The sequence below is a fragment of the Kocuria marina genome, from assembly GCA_014652975.1.
In the GTDB taxonomy this organism is placed as follows: Bacteria; Actinomycetota; Actinomycetes; order Actinomycetales; family Micrococcaceae; genus Kocuria; species Kocuria marina.
In genome coordinates this window covers 1-22504 of the sequence record BMZV01000009.1, presented here as the reverse complement: position 1 = coordinate 22504, position 22504 = coordinate 1, and the positions used below count along the sequence as shown (strand labels likewise).

Annotated in this window: 16 protein-coding genes and 1 pseudogene; 12 read left to right on the top strand and 5 right to left on the bottom strand. The window is 70.3% G+C overall.

Going from position 1 to position 22504, the window contains the following annotated elements; all coding sequences use genetic code 11:
• The first annotated feature begins 3 nt into the window (after window positions 1-3).
• From IE157_RS12510 to IE157_RS12480, 7 genes are all read left to right on the top strand, one after another.
• Window positions 4-873 (top strand): HAD family hydrolase, encoded by an 870-nt coding sequence (locus IE157_RS12510; RefSeq protein WP_064847467.1) that lies wholly within the window; start codon window positions 4-6, stop codon window positions 871-873.
• Entirely contained in the window at window positions 866-1768 is a 903-nt protein-coding gene (locus IE157_RS12505) for a glycerophosphodiester phosphodiesterase family protein (protein WP_193520142.1), read from the top strand. The genes IE157_RS12510 and IE157_RS12505 overlap by 8 nt, the downstream gene beginning before the upstream one ends.
• A 798-nt stretch (window positions 1769-2566) precedes the next feature.
• Window positions 2567-3976: an ABC transporter substrate-binding protein gene (locus IE157_RS12500; protein ID WP_193520141.1), complete on the top strand. Its 1410-nt coding sequence runs from the start codon at window positions 2567-2569 to the stop codon at window positions 3974-3976.
• Window positions 3977-3980: 4 nt separating this feature from the next.
• Window positions 3981-4937 carry an ABC transporter permease gene (locus IE157_RS12495; RefSeq protein WP_064847469.1) on the top strand — a complete coding sequence of 319 codons (957 nt, stop codon included), beginning with the start codon at window positions 3981-3983 and terminating at the stop codon, window positions 4935-4937.
• Entirely contained in the window at window positions 4934-6145 is a 1212-nt protein-coding gene (locus IE157_RS12490) for an ABC transporter permease (protein WP_231885659.1), read from the top strand. The genes IE157_RS12495 and IE157_RS12490 overlap by 4 nt, the downstream gene beginning before the upstream one ends.
• A complete protein-coding gene (locus IE157_RS12485; RefSeq protein ID WP_193520147.1) occupies window positions 6145-8031 on the top strand; it encodes an ABC transporter ATP-binding protein in 1887 nt (628 codons plus the stop codon). Before IE157_RS12490 ends, IE157_RS12485 begins: the two co-directional genes overlap by 1 nt.
• 247 nt (window positions 8032-8278) lie before the next feature.
• Window positions 8279-9208, top strand: coding sequence for a serine hydrolase domain-containing protein (locus IE157_RS12480; protein ID WP_318281487.1), 930 nt, complete (start codon window positions 8279-8281; stop codon window positions 9206-9208).
• On the opposite strand, the gene IE157_RS12475 is transcribed toward IE157_RS12480, so the two are convergent.
• Complete coding sequence (locus tag IE157_RS12475) at window positions 9141-10109, bottom strand: LysR family transcriptional regulator (protein WP_167318847.1); 969 nt, start codon at window positions 10107-10109, stop codon at window positions 9141-9143. The genes IE157_RS12480 and IE157_RS12475 overlap by 68 nt on opposite strands.
• A gap of 244 nt (window positions 10110-10353) precedes the next feature.
• Here IE157_RS12475 and IE157_RS12470 point away from each other — a divergent pair, with 244 nt between their 5' ends.
• Together IE157_RS12470 and IE157_RS12465 are read left to right on the top strand one after the other, a co-directional pair.
• Window positions 10354-11406 carry a YeiH family protein gene (locus IE157_RS12470; protein ID WP_404820646.1) on the top strand — a complete coding sequence of 351 codons (1053 nt, stop codon included), beginning with the start codon at window positions 10354-10356 and terminating at the stop codon, window positions 11404-11406.
• A gap of 28 nt (window positions 11407-11434) precedes the next feature.
• Window positions 11435-12496, top strand: a complete 1062-nt coding sequence (locus IE157_RS12465) for an enoyl-CoA hydratase/isomerase family protein (RefSeq protein WP_260850708.1) — start codon at window positions 11435-11437, stop codon at window positions 12494-12496.
• Between the two features lie 8 nt (window positions 12497-12504).
• Here the strand turns inward: IE157_RS12465 and IE157_RS12460 are convergent, their stop codons facing one another.
• Entirely contained in the window at window positions 12505-13920 is a 1416-nt protein-coding gene (locus tag IE157_RS12460) for a uracil-xanthine permease family protein (RefSeq protein ID WP_318281486.1), read from the bottom strand.
• Window positions 13921-14173: 253 nt separating this feature from the next.
• Between IE157_RS12460 and IE157_RS12455 the strand changes: the two genes are divergently transcribed.
• The 3 genes from IE157_RS12455 (at window position 14174) to IE157_RS12445 (ending at window position 17976) form a co-directional block, all read left to right on the top strand.
• Window positions 14174-15028 carry a 3-hydroxyacyl-CoA dehydrogenase gene (locus IE157_RS12455; protein WP_098055808.1) on the top strand — a complete coding sequence of 285 codons (855 nt, stop codon included), beginning with the start codon at window positions 14174-14176 and terminating at the stop codon, window positions 15026-15028.
• Window positions 15029-15406: 378 nt separating this feature from the next.
• Window positions 15407-16189 (top strand): metal-dependent transcriptional regulator, encoded by a 783-nt coding sequence (locus IE157_RS12450; protein ID WP_193520140.1) that lies wholly within the window; start codon window positions 15407-15409, stop codon window positions 16187-16189.
• Window positions 16190-16437: 248 nt separating this feature from the next.
• A complete protein-coding gene (locus tag IE157_RS12445) occupies window positions 16438-17976 on the top strand; it encodes a sulfatase-like hydrolase/transferase (protein ID WP_193520139.1) in 1539 nt (512 codons plus the stop codon).
• A gap of 121 nt (window positions 17977-18097) precedes the next feature.
• Here the strand turns inward: IE157_RS12445 and IE157_RS13030 are convergent.
• The 3 genes and pseudogenes from IE157_RS13030 to IE157_RS12430 all read right to left on the bottom strand — a co-directional run.
• A pseudogene (locus IE157_RS13030) lies at window positions 18098-18412 on the bottom strand (GNAT family N-acetyltransferase); the annotation flags it as partial.
• Between the two features lie 425 nt (window positions 18413-18837).
• Window positions 18838-20472, bottom strand: coding sequence for a phosphoglucomutase (alpha-D-glucose-1,6-bisphosphate-dependent) (gene pgm / locus IE157_RS12435; protein ID WP_098055800.1), 1635 nt, complete (start codon window positions 20470-20472; stop codon window positions 18838-18840).
• Between the two features lie 124 nt (window positions 20473-20596).
• Window positions 20597-22114 (bottom strand): amidase, encoded by a 1518-nt coding sequence (locus tag IE157_RS12430; RefSeq protein ID WP_082943496.1) that lies wholly within the window; start codon window positions 22112-22114, stop codon window positions 20597-20599.
• Between the last annotated feature and the right edge of the window lie 390 nt (window positions 22115-22504).

Genomic DNA, 22504 nt, shown 5'->3' with positions numbered 1-22504 from the left:
CCCGTGGCGCCGGAACACGCCGCGGACCAGCCACCCGTCCGGCTCATCGCGAGTGACCTGGACGGGACAGTGCTGGGCCGTGACTTCCGGTTCCGGCCGCGCACTGTCGCCGCGATCACCGCCGCGCGGGATGCCGGGATTCACGTGGTCTTCGTGACCGGGCGCCCCATGCGGTGGTTGGACCCCCTGCACGAACAACTCGATGACGTGGGGGTCGTGATCTGCTCCAACGGGGCGGTAATCTACGATCCCGGCGCGGAGCGTGTCCTAGAGGCGAGCCTGTTCGACGTGAGCGAGGCCCTGCCCGTCATGGCGGACGTGGCCCGCGAGTTCCCGGATTCTCTGTTCGCCGCGGAGACCCTGGAGCGCGTCTACACGGATCACGGGTGGTCCCGTACGGACCGTATGGAGATCCGCCACATCACCGAAGCGCCCGTGAAGGAGTCGCTCGCGCCCGGCACCGAGGTGGTCAAGCTGTTGGCCAAGCTGGACGGCGCCGATCCCAATCGGTACTTCGAGCACGTCCGCGAGATCGTGGCGGGGCGGTTGTCCGTGACGCATTCGGTGGCCGCCGCACCCCTCGTGGAAATGGGGCAGCGCGGGCTCACCAAGGCCCGCACGCTCGAACACTTCGCCGCGGAGCACGGCATCTCCCACCGGGAGGTCATGGCCTTCGGAGACATGCCCAACGACCTCGAGATGCTCACGTGGGCCGAGCGCGGCTACGCCATGGCGGACGGGCACCCGCACGTGGTCGCCACGGTAGGACGCACCGCACCGGCGTTCACCGAGGACGGCGTAGCGCAGGTGATCGAGGCCTACCTGGAGCACGAGCACATCGTTCCCGTGGCCCGGGAGGGTCGCCGTGTCTGAGTCGTCCCGTTCCGTTCCGGCCGCCCGCCAGGACCCCGGTGCACGGCGGCACCCCGCCGCGCTCGCCCACCGTGGGTTCTCCCCGGACGGTCACGAGAACACGCTGGCCGCGTTCCGGGCCGCCGCGGAGCTCGGTTTCGTGTGGCTCGAGACGGACGTGCACACGACCCTGGACGGCGTGGTCGTGGCCTTCCACGACCCCACGCTGGAGCGCGTCACGGGCACGAGCGGCAACGTCAACGACCTCACGTGGGAGCAACTGCGTGAACTGCGCATCGGCGGCACCGAGGAGATCCCCACGCTCACCGAGCTCTTGCGGGCGCTGCCCGAGGCGTGCCTGAACATCGACGTCAAGGACGAGGCGTCCGTCGCCGCACTGCCCGGGGTCGTCGCGCGCGAGCACGCCGCGCACCGGTTGCGCGTCACGTCCTTCTCCGAATCACGACGACGCCGCGCGCTCGCAGGGATCACCCGGCTTACCGGGCGGCGCGCCAAGACCTCCGCGGGAACGCTCGGCACAGCGGGGTTCCTCGCCGTCGCCGCGGTCGCGCCCCTCACCGACAAGGTCTCGCCGCGGGTCGCGCACGCGCTGTGGGCGGCCCACCGGGCAGCGTGGTCCCGCGTGGTCGCACCCTTCGACACGCTGCAGTTGCCAGAGCGGCACACCGTGGAGCTGCCCCTGGGGCGGCGGGTGACCGTGCGGATCGTGACGCGGCAGTTCCTGGACCTTGCCCACCGGGAGGGTCTGCGCGTGCAGGTGTGGACCGTCAACGACCCCGCGGACATGGACCGGCTGCTCGACCTCGGGGTGGACGGGCTGATCACCGATCGCGCGGACCTGCTCCGGGACGTGCTCCTCCGCCGGGGACAATGGCCGCCTGATCCCCAGGACTGATGCCCAGCGCTGACGCGGGCGCGGTCCCGTGCGGCGTGGATGCGCCTGGCCGCTGCGACCCGTGACCACCCCGGCGCAGGGCGAAGAGCGTTCGACGCGCTTCGTCAAGGTGCCACGCTTCACTCGTTCGGTGCCCCAACACGGTAGCGTGGAACGTGATCGAGGCCACGAGCGGGCTGGCAAGCACCCCGTGCGCCGCGAGACCCGCTCCGACGAGACCAGGGAGGCCACGTGCACTGCATGCGCCAGAGCCCTGACCTCGTCCTTCCCGCCGGTAGCCGTCTGGGCGGGACTCGGAAGCCCTCCCGCCGCGGCGGTGCACGCCGTTCGCAGCCCGAGATCTACCGTCGTCGGCTCACCGCTCAGACGCCCGTGCGGAGACACCGCGTGGTGGCCGCGCGCCTCAGCAAGATCCCGTAGCTGGCTCTGCGCCGCTCGGCACTCCCTCCGTGGGCTGCCGCGCCCTCCCCTTCCGCCGCTCTGCGTCGCTGCCTCTGCGCACGACGACCATGCCCGCGACCACGCCGCCTGCGAGGAACCATGAATCCACTGCCACCCCCTATCCAGCCACCCGAACGTAGGGCTGCCCCCGGCCGCGCTGCGGCCCCGCACGAGGTCGCAGCGTCCCCCGCCGTGGGTGCCGTGCTGCGCTCGGCGGTGTCCCGGAGGGGTTTCATGGGCCTGGGCGCCGCTGTGGCGTCGTTGGCCCTCGCCGGGTGCGGCAGTGGAAGCCAGCCCGGAGCGGGGACGGCCCGGGCCACGGGTGAACCGCAGCGTGGAGGCACTCTGCGGGTCGGAATGACCGGGGGCGGCGCGTCCGACAGCCTGGACGCCCACGCACCCGTGGTCACCGCGGACGGTGGGCGCGTGATGGGGCTGTACGACCGGCTCTACGAGTTCGACCCCGACTACAAACTGGTCCCCGGCCTGGCGGAATCCGCAGAGCCCCGCAAGGGCGGGCGCGAGTGGGTGTTCCGGCTGCGGGAGGGCGTGCGCTTCCACGACGGCAGGCCCCTCACGCCCCAGGATGTGGTGGCCACGTTCGAGCGGATCACCGACCCCGACGACCCCAAGACAGGTGCCTCCGCTCTCGCTCTGCTCGAGCGCACCGTGGCGGTGGACGAGCGGACGGTGCGGTTCGAGCTGAAGGAACCGGACGCGTCCCTGGTGGACTCGATCGCCCAGAACTCGATGGGGATCGTGCCCGCGGACTACGATCCCGCCAAGCCCGTGGGCACCGGGCCGTTCACCCTCGGCTCGTTCGAGCCCGGCCAGGTGACCGTGCTCAAACGCAACCCGGACTACTGGAGCGAACCGCCCTACGTGGACGAGGTCCATCTGCTGAACTTCAACGACCAGGACGCACTGGTCAACGCGCTGCTCTCCACCCAGGTGGACGTGGTGGGTCAGCTGCCGCTGGCTCTGGTGGACGTGGTCAACACGGACCCGCGGTTGCACACGGTGCTCTCCGAGACGGGCAACTGGCTGCCGTTCACCATGCGCGTGGACACCGCCCCGTTCGACGACGCCCGGGTGCGCGAGGCATTCCGGCTGGTGGTGGACCGCGGGCAGATGGTGGAGCAGGTCTTCTCCGGCCACGGCTCGGTGGGCAACGACATGTACTCGCCGTTCGACTCCGGCACGCCCACGCTGCCGCAGCGAACGCGGGACATCGCGAAGGCGAAGAAGCTCCTGGCGGAGGCGGGCCATCCCGACGGTCTGGAGGTCGAGCTGGTCACCGCCCCCATCCAGTCGGGCGCCGTGGAGGCCGCCCAGGTCTTCGCGGAGCAGGCGGCCGAGGCTGGGATCACCGTGAAGCTGCGCCGCGTGGACAGCACCACGTTCTTCGGGGACGGGTACTTGAAGTACCCCTTCTCGCAGGACTTCTGGTACACCCGCAACTTCCTGTCCCAGACAGCGCAGGGCACCGTTCCGGGAGCCCCGTTCAACGAGACCCACGAGGCGGACCCGGAGTTCCGGGCCCTGTACAAGAAGGCCCGAGCCACGATGGACGAGAAGCAGCGCAACCAGCTCATCCAGGACGCGCAGAAGGTGCTCCACGACCGGGGCGGATACATCGCGTGGGGGTTCTTCAACCAGGCGGACGCCTACCAGAACTACGTGGGCGGTGGCTTCGGCCACCGCATCGGCATGCCCGTGTGCGGGTTCCACATGCGCCACCTGTGGATCGACCAGGAAGGGAAGTGATCGTGTGACCGCCATGATCCTGAAACGGCTGGGGGTCTCCGTCTTCGTGCTGCTGGCGGTGTCCCTGCTGGTGTTCGTGTTCACCCTCCTGCTCCCGGGCGATCCGGCCCAGGCAATCCTCGGGCAGCAGGCCACCCCGGAACGGCTGGCCGCGTTGCGCGAGCAGCTGCAGCTCAACGATCCCTGGTACGTCCGCTACCTCACGTGGCTGGGCGGGCTGTTCGTGGGAAACCTGGGAACCTCCGCGGCCACGGGCGGCTCCGTGAACGCCCTGCTGGCCAGCAAGGTGTCCGCCTCCCTGGTGCTGATGGTGATCGCAGCCGTGATCGCGATCCCCGTGGGCCTGCTGCTCGGCACATGGTCCGCCATGCGCCAGAGCCGCGCCTCGGACCAGGCGCTCACCGGCCTCTCGCTCGTGCTGGCGGCGCTGCCCGAGTTCGTGATCGGCGTGGCGCTGACCACGCTGTTGTCCACGACCGTGTTCCGCTTGCTGCCCTCGGTCACGATGGCCGCGCCGGGCACGCGTGTGTGGGACTACCCGCTACAACTGATCCTGCCCACCCTGACCCTGATCCTGGTGGTGGTGCCCTACATGATCCGCATGACCCGCACCACCATGGCGGACGTTCTGGACTCCGGGTACGTGGAGATGGCCCGGCTCAAGGGGCTGCCCGAACGCCAGGTGATCTTCAAACATGCCCTCCCGCACGCCGTAGGGCCCGTGGCCCAGGTGGTGGCCATGCAGCTCGCGTGGCTCGCCGGGGGCATTGTGGTGGTCGAGTTCCTCTTCCGCTATCCCGGACTCGGCCAGGCCATGGTCGATGCCGTGAACACCCGTGACGTGCAGGTGGTCCAGGCGCTGTCCATGATCATCGCCGCGTTCTACGTGGTCGTGAACCTGATCGCGGACGTGATCGGGATCCTCGCCAACCCCAAGCTGCGGACGGAGTCCCACTCATGAGCGCGCAGGACAGGACGAGCCACCCGCCCCGGCAGACCCGGGGCACTTCGGCGGCGAGCGACGTCGTCGTGGCCGAGGACGCCCTCGCAGCAGGCGACGGCGCCGGGGGCGGCCTCGGCGCCGGGGGCGGCCTCGGCGCCGCCACCGGCTCGGGGGACGCCGGAACGGCCCCGGACTTCGACCACTCCGAGTCCCGGGGGGACGCCCGGCCGGCGTCCTTTGCGCGGCGCGTGCTCTCGCAGCCCGTTGCGAAGCTGGGCTTCGTGCTCACCGGGATCGTGCTCGTGCTGGCCGTGCTGGGGCCCTTCGTGGTACCGGCGTGGACCGGGCACACCCCCAACTCGTTCGCGGGCAAACCGTTCCAGGGCGGCGTCTTCGGCACCGACAACCTGGGCCGTGACGTGCTCTCCCGCTTCCTGGCCGGCGGCTGGCGGCTGCTGTTGTACTCGGCGCTGGCCACCGTGCTGGGCGTGGGGCTGGGTGCCGTGCTGGGCATGCTCGCCGCGTTCCGCGGGGGCTGGCTGGATGCGCTGATCATGCGCTGCGGGGACGTGCTGCTGGCCATCCCGCAGCTCGTGTTCGCCCTGCTGGCCGTGACAGTGCTGGGTCCGCAGGGGTGGGTGCTCGTGCTCGTGATCGGCGTGACCCACGCACCGCGCGTGGCCCGCGTGATCCGCGCTGCCACCGCCGGGGTGGTGGCCGAGGACTACGTGCTCGCCTCCCAGATGTATGCCGTGCCGCAGTGGAAGATCCTGACCCGGGACGTGGTCCCCAACATCATGGGCCCGCTCATGGTGGAGGTGGGGCTGCGCCTGACCTACTCGATCGGTGCGGTGGCCTCGCTGTCCTTCCTGGGTCTCGGCATGCAGCCGCCCACCCCGGACTGGGGTCTGATGATCAACGAGAACCGGATCGCCCTGTCCCTGCAGCCCTGGGGCGTGATCCTTCCCGTGCTCGCGATCGCGGTGCTCACGGTGGGCACCAACCTCATTGCCGACGCCGTGGCCGGCGCCTCGGCGGGGCGGGTCGCCTCCACGGGACCGCGGCGTTCCCGGAGGAGAGCGGCCGAGCAGGCGGCGTCGAACGGTGCTGAGAGTCCCGCGGGCGGCACGGGCAGCGCAGGAGGTACGGGCCGGGCAGGCCGCTCGAGCAGCGCAGACGCCGCGGGCGCCGCAGATGTCGGGGACACCGGGGAGAAGAGGTCGTGATGAGGAAGTCAGAGCAGAGGGCCCGCGTGGAGGGCCGCGCGTCCGTCGTTCCGAGGGCCACGGTGGAGACCGCGATCGCGGTGGAGCACCTGAGCCTGGGTGTCGTGGACGGCGGGCTGATCCTGGACGACGTCGGTTTCCGGCTGCGCCCCGGGCGGATCCTCGCCCTCGTGGGGGAATCCGGGTCCGGCAAGACCACAGCGGCGCTCGCGTGCATGAACCACCTGCGCTCTGGGCTGGAGCTGCGCGGCGGCACCGTGGAGCTGCAGGAGGGAGCGTCCCGGTTCCACCGCAAGGCCGTGGACCTGCTGACGCTCTCCGAGAAGCAGATGCGGCAGCTGCGCGGTGGCACTATCGCCTACGTGCCACAGGACCCGGCGCTGTCCCTGAACGGGTCGCTGCGCGTGGGGGAGCAGATCGCGGAGGTGTTGCGCGCCCACGAGTTCGGCCGCAACGCCCCCGAACGCGACGCCCGCGTGGCCGAGGTCCTCAGCGAGGTAGGTCTGCCCAGCGACAGCGCGTACCAGCGCCGCTTCCCGCACCAGCTCTCCGGCGGGCAGCAGCAGCGCATCGGCATCGCCATGGCGTTCGCGTGCCGCCCCGCGGTCATCATCCTGGACGAGCCCACCACCGGTCTGGACGTGGCCACCCAGGACGTCGTGCTCAAGACCATCTACCAGCTGACCACCAAGCACGACGTCGCCGGGCTCTACATCACCCACGACCTCGCCGTGGTTGCGCAGGTCGCCAACGACGTCGCCGTCATGCTGCACGGGCGGATTGTGGAGGACGGTCCCGCGGAACAGATGCTGCGCCACCCGCAGCACGCGTACACGCGTTCGCTGCTCAGCGCCGTTCCAGACATGCAGGGTGCCCGGGACATGGGCGGCGGACCCGCTGTCAGCCCCCTCGCCTCCGTGCGGGCACCGTGGGACGACGGCCGTTCCGCGGCCACCCACTTCACCGCAGACAACACCACGGCCACGCCCTGCGCCGACACGTCGGACCCTGGCTCGGCACCTTCTGAGCAGGATGCTGCTGCCGGGGAGGTCCCAGCCCCGACCGCACGTGCGGTGACGCGGGAGCGGGGCGCGGGCGGCGTCGTCGTGCCCGGGCAGGAGCACGAACCGGTCGTGCGGTTGCGGGACCTGCGCATGGCCTACGGGCAGGCGGTGATCCTGGACGGCATCAACCTGGAGCTGGAGGCCGGACAGACCACGATGCTGCTGGGTGAGTCCGGGTCCGGCAAGACCACCCTGTCCCGCAGCGTGGCGGGTCTCAACGACGACTACACGGGAGACGTGCTGCTGGACGGCGAGGTGCTTGCGCCCAGCACGCGGCGGCGCAGCAACAAGCAGCGCCGCCGGATCCAGTACGTCTTCCAGTCTCCGTTCTCGTCCCTGAACCCGCGGCGCAGCATCGGCGACTCGCTGCAGGTGCCGCTGCAGCTGGGTGGCGGGATGAACCGGGGGCAGCGCCGGGCGGCGGTGGCGGACGCGCTGGACGCGGTGCGGCTGGGGCGCAGCTACATCGACCGCCGTCCAGGAGAGCTCTCCGGTGGTGAACGGCAGCGCGCCGCCGTGGCTCGCGCCCTGGTGAACGCCCCGTCCGTGCTGGTGTGCGACGAGATCACCTCCGCGCTGGACGTCTCCGTGCAGGCCTCGGTGATCGAGCTGCTGCGCGAGCTGCAGCACGAGCGCGGGCTGGCCATGCTGTTCGTGACCCACAACATCGCCCTGGCGCGGCACATCTCGCACCGGCTCGCGGTGCTCGAGCACGGGAAGCTCGTGGAGTACGGGCCCACGGACACCGTGCTGCGCGACCCTCGGCACGAGTACACGCGGTCCCTGCTCGAGCACGTACCCACCCTCGAGAGCGCGGGCTGAGGTGGGACGATGACCGTCCGAAGCCGGGCCGAGCTGACGACGGCGCACACGAACCTGCGCGGCCCCGCCGTGAGCCGGGTGCGTGAGACCTTCGAAGAGCACCTGTCCCGCGCACACGGAGGGATGTCCTTCTGCGTGTACCGGGACGGGCGCCCGCTCATCCGGCTGCACGGGGGGATCGTTCGACCGCCGGTCTTCCCCGGGGGACGCGGTCGAGCGGCCGTGGGACGAGCACACCCTGGCCGTGATGTTCTCGGGGACCAAGGGGGTCTCCGCAACCCTCGTGGCCATGGCGGTGGACCGAGGGCTGCTGGATGTGAACGAGCCCGTGGCGCGCTACTGGCCCGAGTTCGCGGCCCGCGGCAAGGAGCATGTGAGCGTGGCGCAGGTCCTCGATCACACCGTGGGACTCGTGTACACGGATCCGGAACCTCCCGCCGGGATGCTGGACGCCTCCGCGCATGCGGCGGTGCTCGCGCGGCAGGAGCCCCTGTGGGAGCCGGGGAGCAAGGTGGCGTATCACGCGGTGACGTTCGGGCACATGGTCGAGGAGTTGCTCGTGCGGGTCACGGGTTACCGCGCCGGACAGCTGCTGCGCGAGCACGTGGCCCGGCCCCACGGGCTCGAGCTGTACCTGGGACTGTCCGCCGAGCTCGAGGACCGGGTGGCTCCCGTGTTCCGCGCCCCCGGGTACGCGATCAGCACGTTCCTGGAGGATCCGCAAAGGCGCGCCATCGTGGAGCGGATGTACGGCAACGCACTGCTCGGGGAGGAACTGCCCGCCAATTCCCGCGCGTTCCACGCCAGCGGACTGGTCTCGGGAGGCGGGATCGCCGGTGCGGATGCGATTGCGCGGTTCTACTCGATCGTAGCATCGGGTGAACTCGTGTCACCGGCGACCCTCGAGATGTTCACGCGCACGTGGTCCCACGGCAGGGACGCGGTGAACGACCGGCCCGTGGCGTTCGGGCTGGGGTTTGAGGTGCAGGACCCCCTGTGCACGTACGGCCCAGTGGAGCGGGCCTACGGTCACTCCGGCGCGGGCGGCTGCCTGCACGGGGTCTGGCCGGACGCGCGGATCGGTTTCTCGTTCCACACCAACGAGATGCTCAGCGAGAACGTGGACCGCCGGGCCAAGGATCTGCTGGCCGCGCTCGCGCAGTGCGATCTGGGCTGAACGGGGTGGCGCGGTGCGCGTGCGCCGCGAGTTCCACGAGGTGCCATGCGGCGCCGTCCGTGTCCAGACCCGCGCGCCACACCGCGCGCAGATCACGGTCCAGCACGCCGCCGAACACGGGCACGCGCACCAGGTTCTCGCGCTCGACCTCCGCGGCGACGGCGAGCGCGCTGAGCACCGCTGGGCCCACCCCGGCCCGCACGGCACCGAGGACCGCCGCGTTGGAGCTGAGCTCCATGGCCGGGGGCACCGGGACGAGGGGCGCGAGCGCGGCGAGCAGTGTGCGTCGCGTTCCCGATCCTTCTTCACGCATGACCAGCGGGGTGGCCGCGAGTTCCGCAGCCGTCAAGGGCTCGGTGCGCTGACCCCACGGGTGGAGCGGGGCCACCACGACCTCCAGTCGGTCCCGAGCGACCACCGTTTCTCGCAGCCCCTCCGCGGGATCCGGGCTCTCCACGAAGCCCACGTCCACCACGCCCCGGCGCGTGCGACGCATGACTTCCGCGGAGTTGCACGCGAACAACTGCAGCTCCAGCCCCGGGTGGGAGTCCCGCAACCGGGACAACCAGGTGGGGGCCAGGTACTCGGCCACGGTCACGGATGCCGCGACCTTCACGTGCTGGGTCCACTCGAGGCGCAGTTTCTCGATCTCGGTCGTGAACCCGTCGTACTCCGCGAGGACCCTGCGGGCGCGCTCGGCCACGGCGCGGCCCTCGGGGGTGGGTCTGGACCCGGTGGGTGAGCGGTCCAGCAGGCGCAGCCGCCACATCCGCTCGGCGCGGGCCACGGCGCGTGAGACATTGGGCTGGGCCATGTCCAGCGCGCGGGCGGTCGCGCCCATGGAGTGGTGGTCCATGACGGCCACGATCACGCGCAGCAGGGAGAGATCGACCTCGGCCATATCAGCAGTGTATGACCCGATGCTCAGATCACGACTACCCGACGGGTGTTCGCGCGAGCACAGTGGAGGCATGGCAACGGGTCACGAATCTTCCCACGGCACCCCTGACGGGACAAGCGCCCTCGGCGGGGCAGGCATACTCGGTGGGACTGGTGCGCTCGCTGGGCGGGGCGCTGCCGGTGGCGCAGTCGTCCCGCGAGGAGCGGCGTCGACCTCGGCAACCGCCGCAGCCGCGGCATCGGCCATGCATCCTGTTCCAGTGGCGCGTGCGACGATGCCCGCGCCCCCGGCTGCCCCTGGCACTGAACGGCGACCGGGTTCCCGTGCTGCGGTCCTCCCCGGGCTGGCGTTCTGCGCTGTGGGCATGGCCGTATCCCTCGTGCTCGGGTGGTTGATCCCGGGGGTGAGCCCGCTGCTGATCGCGATCGCCGTGGGCGCCCTGATCGCCAACGTGGTCCGGCTGCCCCGGGTTCTGGCTCCGGGGATCGCCGTGGCCGCCAAGTGGGTCCTGCGCGTCGGCATCGTCCTGCTGGGCCTGTCCGTCTCGCTCCAGGACATCGCGGGACTCGGCTTCGGGATGATCGCGGTCGTCGTGGCCGTGGTCGGCGTGGGCATCCTGACCACGGTGTGGATCGGCGGCCTGATGGGGGTCCCGCGTGCACAGCGCCTGTTGATCGCGTGCGGGTTCTCGATCTGCGGGGCCGCCGCCGTGGCCGCGGTGGAGGGGGTCACGGACTCGGAGGACGAGGACGTCGCGACCGCCGTGGGACTCGTGGTGCTCTACGGCAGTCTGATGATCCCGGTGATCCCGCTCCTCAGCGGGGCCCTGGGGTTGACCGAATACCAGGCCGGTCTGTGGGCGGGCGGCTCGATCCACGAGGTCGCCCAGGTCGTGGCCGCAGGCGGGGCCATCGGCTCGGCGGCACTGGCGTCCGCGGTGTTGGTCAAACTGACCCGCGTGGTCATGCTCGCGCCGATCATGACGATCGTGGGGATCCGGGCGCGCCGTTCGGGCACCGCCGCCCGCAACGGCAAGCGACCCCCAATCGTGCCCCTGTTCGTGGTGGGGTTCGTGCTCGCCGCGCTGGTGGCCTCGAGCGGCGTCGTACCTGAACCGGTCATGGGAGCCCTGGGCACCCTGGAGACGTGGTGTCTCAGCATGGCGATGTTCGCGCTGGGGCTCGGGGTGAAGGCCAAGGAACTCGTGCGAGTGGGCTTCAAGCCCGTGCTGCTCGGTGCGATCTCCACGGTCGTCGTGGCGGCCACCGCCCTCGGGGGCATGCTGGTCGTCACATGAGCCCATGGTGCTGGCTAGCATGGGAAACATGAAGGCTACTGAAGAATCGTTCGTCCGGGCCGAGATCCAGGGCCAGACCGGGCTGTTGACCCTGACCCGTGACAAGGCGCTGAACGCGTTGAACCGCAGCATGTACCACCAGCTGGTCAGCGCACTGCAGATGTGGCGGGACGATCCCGCGATCACGCAGGTCGTGATCCGCTCGCAGCTCGCCAAGGCGTTTTGCGCGGGCGGGGACATCAAGGAGGTCCGCGAGGCGGCGTTGGGCGGCCGCCAGGACGAGATCCGCGACGCCTTCGGCACCGAGTACTCCATGAACGCGATCATCGCGCGCTACCCCAAGCCTTATGTGGCCATCATGAACGGCATCGTGATGGGCGGCGGCATGGGCCTGTCCGTGCACGGTTCGCACCGAGTGGTCACGGAGACCACACAGATGGCCATGCCGGAGACGGCCATCGGCTTCTTCACGGACATCGGCGCGAGCTATTTCCTGCCGCGCGTCACCCGGGGTGCCGGTTCCTCGACCGACGACGACGCCGCTCGCCACGAATCCCTCGCCGTCGCCCGCTACCTCGGGCTGAGCGGTGCGCGTATCAACGGCGCGGATGCGATCGCGCTGGGGCTGGCGGACACCTACATCGATTCCGCGGATGTGGACGCGTTCGTGGACACCGTGCTGGCGGACGGAGTGGACGCCGCGACGTCGTCGTACGCCAAGCAGGCCCCGGAATCCGAACTCGTGGGGCGCTGGGACGAGATCGTGGCGACCTACGGTGCGGACGGCTTCGAGGAGGTCGTGCGCAACGCGGGCTCGGACCTGGACGGGATGAGCCCCACGTCGCTCGCGCGCGTGTTCGAGCTGCTGCAGCGCGGCGCGCAGGACGACGACGTCGTCTCCTGCCTGCGCCGCGAACTGCGTATGGCGGAGGACACTGCGGTGGGCCACGACTTCATCGAGGGCGTGCGCGCCATGGTCGTGGACAAGGACAAGAACCCGCAGTGGGAGCCGGCCACGGTGGCCGAGGTGGACATGGCCCGGATCCGGGACGTGGCGGACCAGGAATCGGACCTGCCGATCAGTGTGTGAGCCGCGCGTCAGCCCAGCGGCGACGGGCTCTGCGAAGAGTCCGGGGTGAGCGGGTCCGAGCCCACCGAGCCGCGGGCGCGGGCGATGGCCGCCATGAGGTGGTAGACCACCAGGGCGGCGGCGGTGCCCAGGGCGATGCCCGCGAAGTCGAGCCCGGCCACGGACCAGGTGTAGTCGCCGATGCCCACGATCATGGCGATTGCCGCGGTGGTGAGGTTGACCGGGTTGGAGAAGTCCACGCGGTTCTGCACCCAGATCCGCACACCCAGCATGCCGATCATGCCGTACAGCACCGTGGCCGCTCCGCCCAGCACACCCTGGGGGACCGTGGCCACCGCGGCGCCGAAGACGGGCAGCACGCTCAGCAGGATCGCGACGAGCGCGGCCACCCAGTACGCGGCGGTCGAGTAGACGCGCGTGGCGGCCATGACTCCGATGTTCTCCGCGTACGTGGTGGTGCCGGACCCGCCGCCGGAGCCCGCGATCATAGTGGCCAGTCCGTCCGAGATGATGGCGCGGCCCATGTAGGGGTCCAGGTCGTCGCCGGTCATTAGGGCCACGGACTTCACGTGACCGATGTTCTCCGCCACGAGCACCAGGATCACCGGGATGAACAACCCGGCCAGGTTGAGGTGGAACTCGGGGGAGTGGAACTGGGGCAGGCCGAACACGCCTTGTTCATCCCATGCGGCCTGAATCGAAGTGAAGTCCACCTCACCGCGGATCACGGCGGTGACATAGCCAATCGCCACGCCCAGGAGGATGGACAGGCGGCCCAGCAGCCCGCGGAACAACACCGAGATCAGGATGATCGAACCCAGGGTCACGAGGGCCGTGACGGGTGCCGCGGTGAAGTTCTGCTTGGCGGAGGGGGCCAGGTTGAAACCGATGAGGGCCACGATGGTGCCCGTGACGGCCGGTGGCATGAGTTTCTGCAGCCACCCCGTGCCCGCGATCTGCACGATCACGCCGATCAGGAACAGCGCGGCACCGGCCATGATCACGCCGCCGAGCGCGCCACCCGGACCGTACTGATTCACGGACGCGGTGATCGGGGCGATGAACGCGAACGAAGACCCCAAGTAGCTGGGCACCCGCCCCGCCGTGACCACCAGGAACAGCACCGTGCCGATGCCCGAGAAGAACAGCGTGGTGGCCGGCGGGAAGCCGGTGAGCAGCGGCACCAGGAACGTGGCGCCGAACATCGCGACCACGTGCTGCGCGCCGATCGAGATGGTCCGCGGCCAGGCGAGCCGTTCCCGCGGGGTCACCACATCACCGGGGGCCACGTGCCTGCCGTCCCCGTGCAGCCGCCAGTTCAGGCCCAGGCGCTCGACGACGCCGCCGCGCCGGTCCTGCTTGCGCGGCTCGTGCTGCTCGTCCTGCGGTGGCGGGGTGTGGTCGGGGGAAACCGACGAACTCATGGGTGCTCCTTGTCCTGGGCGGGCCGTGGGTGCCGCCCCGAGGATTCTAGTGCGCGGGTGGGGCCCGACTGGTGGTGCGGGGCCCACGCGCGGTGGTGAGGTGCCGCGGGAGGTGGCCGTGCGGCGTTGTCGGCGCCTGGCGAGAAATCTACGGGCGAGTAGGGTGAATGACGGGGGCCACGCCCGTGGCCACCGGGCCCGCGGGAGGCCGACTCGCGCGAGCGTGACTCACACAGTAGTGGGGGAGGACATCATGGCTGAACTGACCAACGTGACCGTGATCGGATCCGGGGTGCTCGGATCGCAGATCGCGTTCCAGGCGGCGTACTTCGGCAAGACCGTGACCGTGTACGACATTAGCGAGGAGATCGTCGGGGCGCTGCCCGGCAAGTGGGAGAAGCTGTCCCTGCTGTACACGCGGGACATGGCGGCCACCCCCGGGCAACTGGAGGCGGCCAAGGCCCGGTTGAGCGGCACCACGGATCTCGAGACGGCCCTCGCGGACGCAGACATCGTGATCGAGGCCGTGCCCGAGAACCTGGAGCTCAAGAAGAAGGTGTGGTCCCAGATCGGTGCGGCCGCGCCGGAGAAGACCGTCCTGTGCACCAACTCCTCCACGCTGCTGCCCAGTGACATTGCCGAGTCCACAGGCCACCCGGAGCGGTTCCTGGCGCTGCACTTCGCCAACGAGGTGTGGCGCAACAACACCGGTGAGGTCATGGGGCACGCGGGCACGGACCCCGCCGCGGCCGAGGCCGTCCTGGAGTTCGCCGGGCAGATCGGTATGGTGCCCATCCACATCAAGAAGGAGCAGGCGGGCTACATCCTCAACACCCTGCTGGTGCCGTTCCTGACGGCGGCATCGCACTTGTGGGTCAACGACATCGCACAGGCCGAGGACATCGACAAGACCTGGCGCACCGCCACCGGCTCTCCCCTGGGCCCGTTCCAGATCCTAGACCACGTGGGCATGGAGACCTATTACCAGATCAACATGAATGCGGGGACCGAGGAGTCCCAGCGGGTTGCGGAACGCGTGAAGCGGGAGTTCATCGACCAGGGTCACATGGGGCGCAGCTCCGGGCAGGGGTTCTATACGTACGAGTGATGCCCCGGCCGAGCCCGGTGTGGAGCCCGGCACGGCCGCGGCCTACGATGGGCAATAACGGAGCACATGCAGATCTGAGCGCCATTTTCTGCGTTTGCTCCGTTATTGCACGCCTCCTGCGGGAGTCATTCCGCCGCAGCGGCCCTGCGCGCAGGCACGTCACCGTCGCACGGCCTGACGACGTCGCACGGTGCCCCCTCGCACCCAGCCGACGGCGCGGCGTCGCCGGGTGCCGCGGCACCCGAAACGACCCCGGACACACCCCGGGCGCGGCCCCCAGAGGGGGTGCAGCGCCGTCGTCACCGTCTGTCATCCCCGGCGCGAACGCCGCGGGGCGCACCCTTGGGAACGTCCCCGGAGGGCCGCTAGGCTTAACGCGTGCACCCCGCAGAGCTGAGCCCGGCCACCCAGGACTACCTGAAGACCATCTGGCGGCTGGGCGAGTGGGAGCCGGAGCGGGTGACCACCACGTCGCTGGCCGCGCGAATGGGTCTGGCGGCCTCCACCGTGTCCGAGGCGCTGAAGAAGCTCACCGCACAGGGCCTGGTGACCCGGCCCGCATACGGGGTCGTGGAGCTGACCGCCGAGGGACGTGACGTGGCCGTGCACATGGTGCGCCGCCACCGCATCCTGGAGATGTTCCTGGCCACCGAGCTGGGCTACACGTGGGACGAGATCCACGACGAGGCCGAGGTTCTCGAGCATGCCGTCACCGACCGATTCATCGACCGTGTGGACGCCAAGCTCGGCCACCCGTCCGAGGACCCGCACGGGGATGCGATCCCCTCACGGGACGGGGTGATCACTCCCGCCCCGGCCGTTCCGCTCGGGGACGTCACCCACCCGGAGCCCGTGCGGGTCACGCGCGTCTCGGACGAGAGCCCCGAGACCCTGCGGGTGCTCGCGGAGGCCGAGATTCGGCCGGGCGCGGTGCTGCGGGTGCTTCCGGGTCCGGACCGCAGCGCCACGGTGCGCGTGCGCGTAGCCGGCGGGGGCACGACGCCGGGCGGTGACGTCCCGGGGGACAGCTCGCCCGCAGCTCTGGCGACGCAGGGGCCACCCGACGTTGTGGGCACGGTAGCGTCCGGTGGGGTCACGGTGGAACTCGGCATCCTCGCGGCGGAGGCCGTCTGGGTGCAGGCCCTCACCCACGCGAGCTGAACGGGACAGGCGCTCCCCGGCCCGGCTGCGGACAGCATCAGGCTCGCGCTGGACCGAGCGGCGCCGCCTCGGACAGTGGGCTCCCCCTGCTGCGTCCGGCGCCGTCGCGGGCCCACAAGGTGAACAGCAGGTGGCCGGAACATGTCCTACCCTTGAAGGAACACGAATATGTAGGCGGGGGGCACACCGTGCCCGGGCCGCGGCGGTGCCGGCTGGCACCGGTGATCGAGGAGCACGAGGTCCATAACATGTCCGAGGGTTTTCTGCGTGCGAGCAGACGGCTGGGCCGGTGGACGGGCCGAGGGCTCTGCTACGGCCTGATCTGGCTGGGCCTCACCCTGCTGGCGGCCGCCGGGGTGATCCGGCACTACTGGGGTCAGATCTCCGTGGGGCAGATGCGCATGAACCTGGTGTCCGTGCAGACGGACGGCGGCGGCGGGTCGATCGTGTGGGTCTCGGTGCTGCTGATCGGCGTGCTTCCCGTGCTGCTGACCTTGGCGGTCGCGCTGGGCCGGTGGGTGTGGCGGCGCCGCCGCCTGTCCGGGCCCACTGCGCGCGCCCCGCGCGGCGTGGTCCGATCCGTCTCCGCGATCGCGGTGGCGGCGGTGGTGGTGGGGGGTACCGCGAGCTTCGCGTCCGCGGTGGACCTGCCCCGCTACGTCAAGGCCGCCAAGTTCCCGCACGACATCGGATCGCGCTACGTCCAGCCCACCGTCACCGGGGACGAGGGCAAGCGCAACCTGGTGGTGGTCTACCTCGAGTCGGGGGAGCAGACCCTCGCGGACGACCAGCTGTTCGAGAAGAATGCGTTCAAGCCCCTGGAGGACGTCACCCGCGCGGAGGACGGCTGGCGCAGCGTCACCGACCTCCAGCAGTACGAGGGCGGCGGCTGGACCATGGCCGGGCTCACATCCACCCAGTGCGGCATCCCCCTCAAGAGCTCGGGGGAGGGCATCAGCTCGAGTGACATCGGCGCCGGGATGGAGCAGTACCTGGGAGGCGTCATGTGTCTGGGGGACGTGCTGCAGAACCACGGCTACACCAGCACGTTCCTGGGCGGGGCCAACTCCTCGTTCGCCGGCAAGGACGCCTTCCTGCGATCGCACGGCTACACGGAGGACAAGGGGCTCGCGGACTGGCGGGCCGCCGGCGAGCCGGAGCAGAACTTCCGCGGCGACTGGGGGCTCAGCGACGAGCGGCTCATGGCCCACGCGAAGGACGAGGTGGACCGTCTGCACGCCCGCTCCGAGCGCACGGGCCAGCCGTTCAACCTGTCCATGCTGACCCTGGACACCCACGAACCGGTGCACGTCTACGACTCCTGCGGCGTGGACACCCAGAACCAGGTGACCTCGGTGTTCGCGTGCTCCATGACGCAGGTGGCGGGCTTCATCGAGCACATGAGGGTCCAGGGCTACCTGGAGGACACCTCCGTGGTGGTCATGGGGGACCACCTCAAGCACATGAGCGCCGGGGACGCGTTCCACGAGCAGCTGGACCACCACCCCAACCGCACCATCTTCAACCGCGTGTGGATCCCGGGGGAGTCCTCGGACCAGCCCCTGCGGGCGGGCGCGGACCAGCTGTCCATGTACCCCACCCTCCTGGAGGCGGCGGGGCTATCGGTGCACGACGGCGCGGCGGGCCTCGGCACGTCCGTCCGGCGGCAACAGCCTCCCCAGGGCTCGGCCCAGGCCATGGACCCGGAGGAGTACGCACTGCTGCTCGAGTCCCGCTCGACCGATTTCTACACCCGCGCGTGGAACCCGCAGGACCCGGTGCGCTGAGGGCACGGGCGGCTCGACCCCCGGAGACGGTTCCGGCCGCCCCGCCGAAACATCGCTTGAACGCGCTGCATCCCGTCCAGGGGTGGGTGGGGTCGTTCGCGGAGGCCACCCCGAAGAGGTCGGCCACGGGCTGACCCTGTGCTGCGGCGTCGAGCAGCGCCTGGACGATCAGCGGCTGGTTGGGGCGTAGCTTGCGCAGCGCGAAGTCCATCCCGGAGGGGGCGAACACCCATGTGGTGGGGGAGTCGTAGGGAAGCAGCGCGCTGACCACGGTGCCGCCCACCGAGCTCGTGAAGGCGGTGCAGCCCCCGGTCTCGCCCAGCACGCGGGCGGCCGTGCGCAGGGAGTCGGAGCCGTGCGCGGTGAAACCTCGGCGGCCCGTCGTGTGGTGCAGCAGCTCGATTACGACGTGCGCGCCACTCGGGTGGGTGAGCACGGGGCCGTACGGCGCGTACCAGAGCCGCCCCGACCGTGAGGTCTCCTCAACGACCAGGGCGTGCCAGCCGGGCCCCGAGAAGAGGTGGGTGGCGGGGCCCAGGGCGGCCGGGAAGCGGTGCCATGGTTCGGACTGCAGCACGGCGGCGGGTCCGAGAATGGGGGGGTGGGGGCGGGTGGCGGGCGCTACGTGGACTGCCCAGCGGCTGGGGACGGGGTGGAGCGCTGGTCGACGTTCTCGAGTGCGGCACGGGGGCCCTCCATCGGGAATCGGGACCTGCTCATGGTCGACAACGAGCGGGAGGGCGTGCAGTTGCACGCCCTCCCGCTCACGGCCCTGCTGCGCAGGGAGGCCACACCGCCGGGACGGCTCGGGGACGCCGCGTCGGTGAGTGCCGCCTCCGTGACGTCCCGCGTTCTGCGGTCTCAGCCGATCACTGAATCCACGAGCGCCTTGGCCTCCTTCTGGACCTGCGCCAAATGCTCCGCGCCCTTGAACGACTCCGCGTAGATCTTGTACACGTCCTCGGTCCCGGACGGCCGGGCCGCGAACCACGCGGATTCCGTGACCACCTTCAGCCCGCCCACAGTGGCGCCGTTACCCGGCGCCTCGGTGAGCTTGGCGATGATGGGTTCCCCGGCGAGGGTCTCCGCGGTGACCTGCTCGGCGGACAGCTTCTTCAGTACGGCCTTCTGCTCGCGATCGGCCGGGGCGTCGATGCGCTCGTACACCGGATCCCCGAACTGCTCGGTGAGTTCGGCGTAGCGCTGCGACGGCGTCTTGCCCGTGCGTGCGGTGATCTCCGCGGCGAGCAGCGCCAGGATGATGCCGTCCTTGTCAGTGGTCCACGCGGAACCGTCCATCCGAAGGAAGGACGCGCCCGCGGATTCCTCCCCGCCGAAGCCGATGGATCCGTCCAGCAGACCGGGCACGAACCACTTGAAGCCCACGGGGACCTCCACCAACCGGCGGCCCAGCGAGTCGGCCACGCGGTCGATGATCGAGGACGACACCAGGGTCTTGCCGATCCCGGCTTCCGGGGACCACCCGGCACGGTTGCGGTAGAGGTAGTCGATGGCCACGGCCAGGTAGTGGTTAGGATTCATGAGCCCGGCATCCGGGGTCACGATGCCGTGCCGGTCGCTGTCGGCGTCGTTGCCGGTCGCGATGTCGTACTCGTCCCGGTTGCCGATCAGGGACGCCATGGCCGAGGGGGAGGAGCAATCCATGCGGATCTTCTCGTCCCAGTCCAGCGTCATGAACGCCCACTGCGGGTCCACCTCGGGGTTGACCACGGTCAGGTTCAGCCCGAAGCGCTCGCCGATCTCCTGCCAGTACGCCACGGACGCCGAGCCCATGGGATCCGCGCCGATGTGCAGCCCGGATTCCTTGATGACTTCGAGGTCGATGATTTCCGGCAGCGCGGAGACGTAGCTGTCCAGGAAGTCGAAGGTCCCGGTGATCTCCGCGGCGGCGGCCTCCTCCAGGGGCACCCGCTCCACACCATCGAGGCCCGCCGCGATGAGATCGTTGGCGCGGTTCGCGATCCACTCGGTGGCGTCCGTGTCCGCGGGACCGCCGTGCGGGGGGTTGTACTTGAAGCCGCCGTCGGTGGGCGGGTTGTGGGACGGGGTGATCACGATGCCATCCGCGCGGTCCGCGGGCTCGGAGGCGTTGTACGTGAGGATCGCGTGGGACAGCGCCGGGGTGGGCGTGAAGCCGTCCCGGGAGTCCAGCAGGGTGCGCACGCCGTTGGCCGCGAGCACCTGCAGCGCGGTGTCCTGCGCGGGTCCGGACAGCGCGTGCGTGTCCTTGCCCATGAACAGTGGCCCGGTGATCCCCTGCTCCGCGCGGTACTCCACGATCGCCTGGGTGATCGCGGCGATGTGGTGCTCGTTGAACGAGGTCTTCAGTGAGGACCCGCGGTGCCCGGAGGTGCCGAACACCACACGCTGGTCAGGATCGTCCGCGTCCGGGACGCGGTCGAAGTACGCGGCCAGGAGCTGGTCGATGTCCACGAGGTCACTGGGTTGGGCGACGGTGCCCGCACGGTTGGTCATGGTTCAAACCTAGTCCCGATCGCGGCGCCCGTCAGTCGTTTTCCGCAGGTTTCCGCGCACCGCACGCCGGGGCCCGAACGGCCGGTGGCAGCGGGCTCGCAGCTCGCACTCAGAGCAGGTGCCGTCAGGCCACCAAGGACGCGCGCGGCGTGGTCGGCGGGTCCAACTGCGCCGCGAGCGCGAGCAGCCACGCCTCGGACGACGCCGCTCCCACCAGGTGCACGCCCATGGGCACCGGCCCGGGATAGTTGCCTCGCTCGGGTGTAGCCCACGTGGTGGGGATCGTGATCGCGGGCAGCCCCACCACGTTGATCAGGGAGGTCCACGGGGTGTACTGGCATTGCCGCATATAATCCTGCTCGGCACCGGCGGGGTCGGTGATGTCGAAGCCCTCGTGGAACCAGCCGATCGGGCGCGGGGGCATGGCCAGCGCCGGAGTGAGGATCATGTCGTACTGGGCATATTGGCTGATCACATTGGCCTCGATGTCCCGCAGGACCGCCACGGCATCGGCGAGATCCACCGCGGACCGTGTCAGCGCGCGGTCCCGGAACGCCCGGGCCAGGCCCGTGAGCTGTCCTTCCTGCCCGGTTAGCGGCAGCTGCCCCATGACGGTGCTCCACAGCCGGAAGAACGCGTCCGGGTAGGCCGGGTCGTAGGAGATCCGGGCGTCGACGACGTTGTGCCCCGCCCGCTCGAGGCGCCGCACCCCGTCGTCGAGCGCGGCACGCGCCTCGGGTGATACGGAGATGTCGTAGGTCTCGTCGAAGGGCGACGCCGTGCTGACACCGATCCGCAACGGGCGCTCACCCCACGGCATCCGCCCGGCCAGGGCGGCGTCGACCACTGCCGTGAAGGACGGCTCGGGCGCGGCCCGGACGGGGCGGTCGATCCGATCGTGTCCGGGGGTGTGGCACAGCACGTCCATGAGCAGGGCGGCATCCCTGGCGGTGCGCGTGATGGGGCCGTTGACCCCAAGTTGTCCCACGTTGGACAGGGCGTCGTTGCTCGGGACACGCCCACGATTGGGTTTCAGGCCGATGAGTCCGCAGGCCGCCGCGGGGATCCGGATGGAGCCGCCGCCGTCGGAACCCACGGCCCCGGGCAGGATCCCCGCGGCCACGGCGGCCGCTTGACCCCCGGAGGACCCGCCAGGGGAGCAGTCCAGGGCGAACGGGTTGCGGGCCGGAGGGAAAGCGCGATTCTCCGAATAGCAATTGAGCAGGAACTCGGGGACCTGGGTCTTGCCGAGGATCACCGCACCGGAGGCTTCGAGGGTCGCGGCGAGCGGCTCGGATACGGCGGCGGGCGGCACGGTACCGGTCTCGTCCCGCGTGGTCAGTGAGCCCCACGTGGTGGGCATCCCGGCGACGTCGTGCCCGTCCTTGAGCGCGGTGGGGATACCCAGCAGGGCGGGGAGCGCGGAGGCATCCTCCTCGGAGTCGCCTCGGGCGCTCGAGAGCCGCTCGTCCGCGCTGCGGGCCCGCTTGAGGGTGGTCTCTGGGGCCACATGGACAAAGGCCCCCAAGTGCGCGTTGAGCTCGGTTATCCGCTCGAGCGTCCGCCGGGTCAGCTCCTCGCTCGTCACCTCCCCGCGGCGCAGGGCGGCAACGGTCTCGGTCAACGTGGGGAAGTGTTCCACCGTGTCCTCCATGGCGTTCGGGACGTGTGCGGGGACCCCAGCCTAACCATTGCGCGTCATGAAGTTCTCAGAGCGGGGGCGGCGCTGCCGAGGACGGTCGGACCGACACTGCCTGGGAAAGGTTCTCGAGGACTCGTACCCGGGAATCGAACCAGTCCAACCCTCTGAGCTCCGTCATGGACGCCTGTTCGATCCCGACGCCAAAATCGCCGCAGTATGCTCGAATTTCCCCTCACGCATCACACCGAGAAAGTAGATCCCCCATGAAACGGTCGCTCTCCGTCGCGGTTTTGGCCTTCGTCGTTGTGACTGTTGCAGGTATGTGGCGGCATTCTTGCTGAGATACGTGGCGGCAAGGGCCGTCCATCCAGGAACGACACTGTCCGCAAG

Bases quoted from the DNA above. Each gene is read 5' to 3' on its own strand.
- pgm (WP_098055800.1), bottom strand. From the start codon at position 20,472: ATGACCAACCGTGCGGGCACCGTCGCCCAACCCAGTGACCTCGTGGAC.
- IE157_RS12460 (WP_318281486.1), bottom strand. From the start codon at position 13,920: ATGAGTTCGTCGGTTTCCCCCGACCACACCCCGCCACCGCAGGACGAG.
- IE157_RS12500 (WP_193520141.1), top strand. From the start codon at position 2,567: ATGACCGGGGGCGGCGCGTCCGACAGCCTGGACGCCCACGCACCCGTG.
- IE157_RS12470 (WP_404820646.1), top strand. From the start codon at position 10,354: ATGCATCCTGTTCCAGTGGCGCGTGCGACGATGCCCGCGCCCCCGGCT.
- IE157_RS12445 (WP_193520139.1), top strand. From the start codon at position 16,438: ATGTCCGAGGGTTTTCTGCGTGCGAGCAGACGGCTGGGCCGGTGGACG.
- IE157_RS12490 (WP_231885659.1), top strand. From the start codon at position 4,934: ATGAGCGCGCAGGACAGGACGAGCCACCCGCCCCGGCAGACCCGGGGC.
- IE157_RS12475 (WP_167318847.1), bottom strand. From the start codon at position 10,109: ATGGCCGAGGTCGATCTCTCCCTGCTGCGCGTGATCGTGGCCGTCATG.
- IE157_RS12480 (WP_318281487.1), top strand. From the start codon at position 8,279: ATGTTCTCGGGGACCAAGGGGGTCTCCGCAACCCTCGTGGCCATGGCG.
- IE157_RS12455 (WP_098055808.1), top strand. From the start codon at position 14,174: ATGGCTGAACTGACCAACGTGACCGTGATCGGATCCGGGGTGCTCGGA.
- IE157_RS12465 (WP_260850708.1), top strand. From the start codon at position 11,435: ATGAAGGCTACTGAAGAATCGTTCGTCCGGGCCGAGATCCAGGGCCAG.
- IE157_RS12485 (WP_193520147.1), top strand. From the start codon at position 6,145: ATGAGGAAGTCAGAGCAGAGGGCCCGCGTGGAGGGCCGCGCGTCCGTC.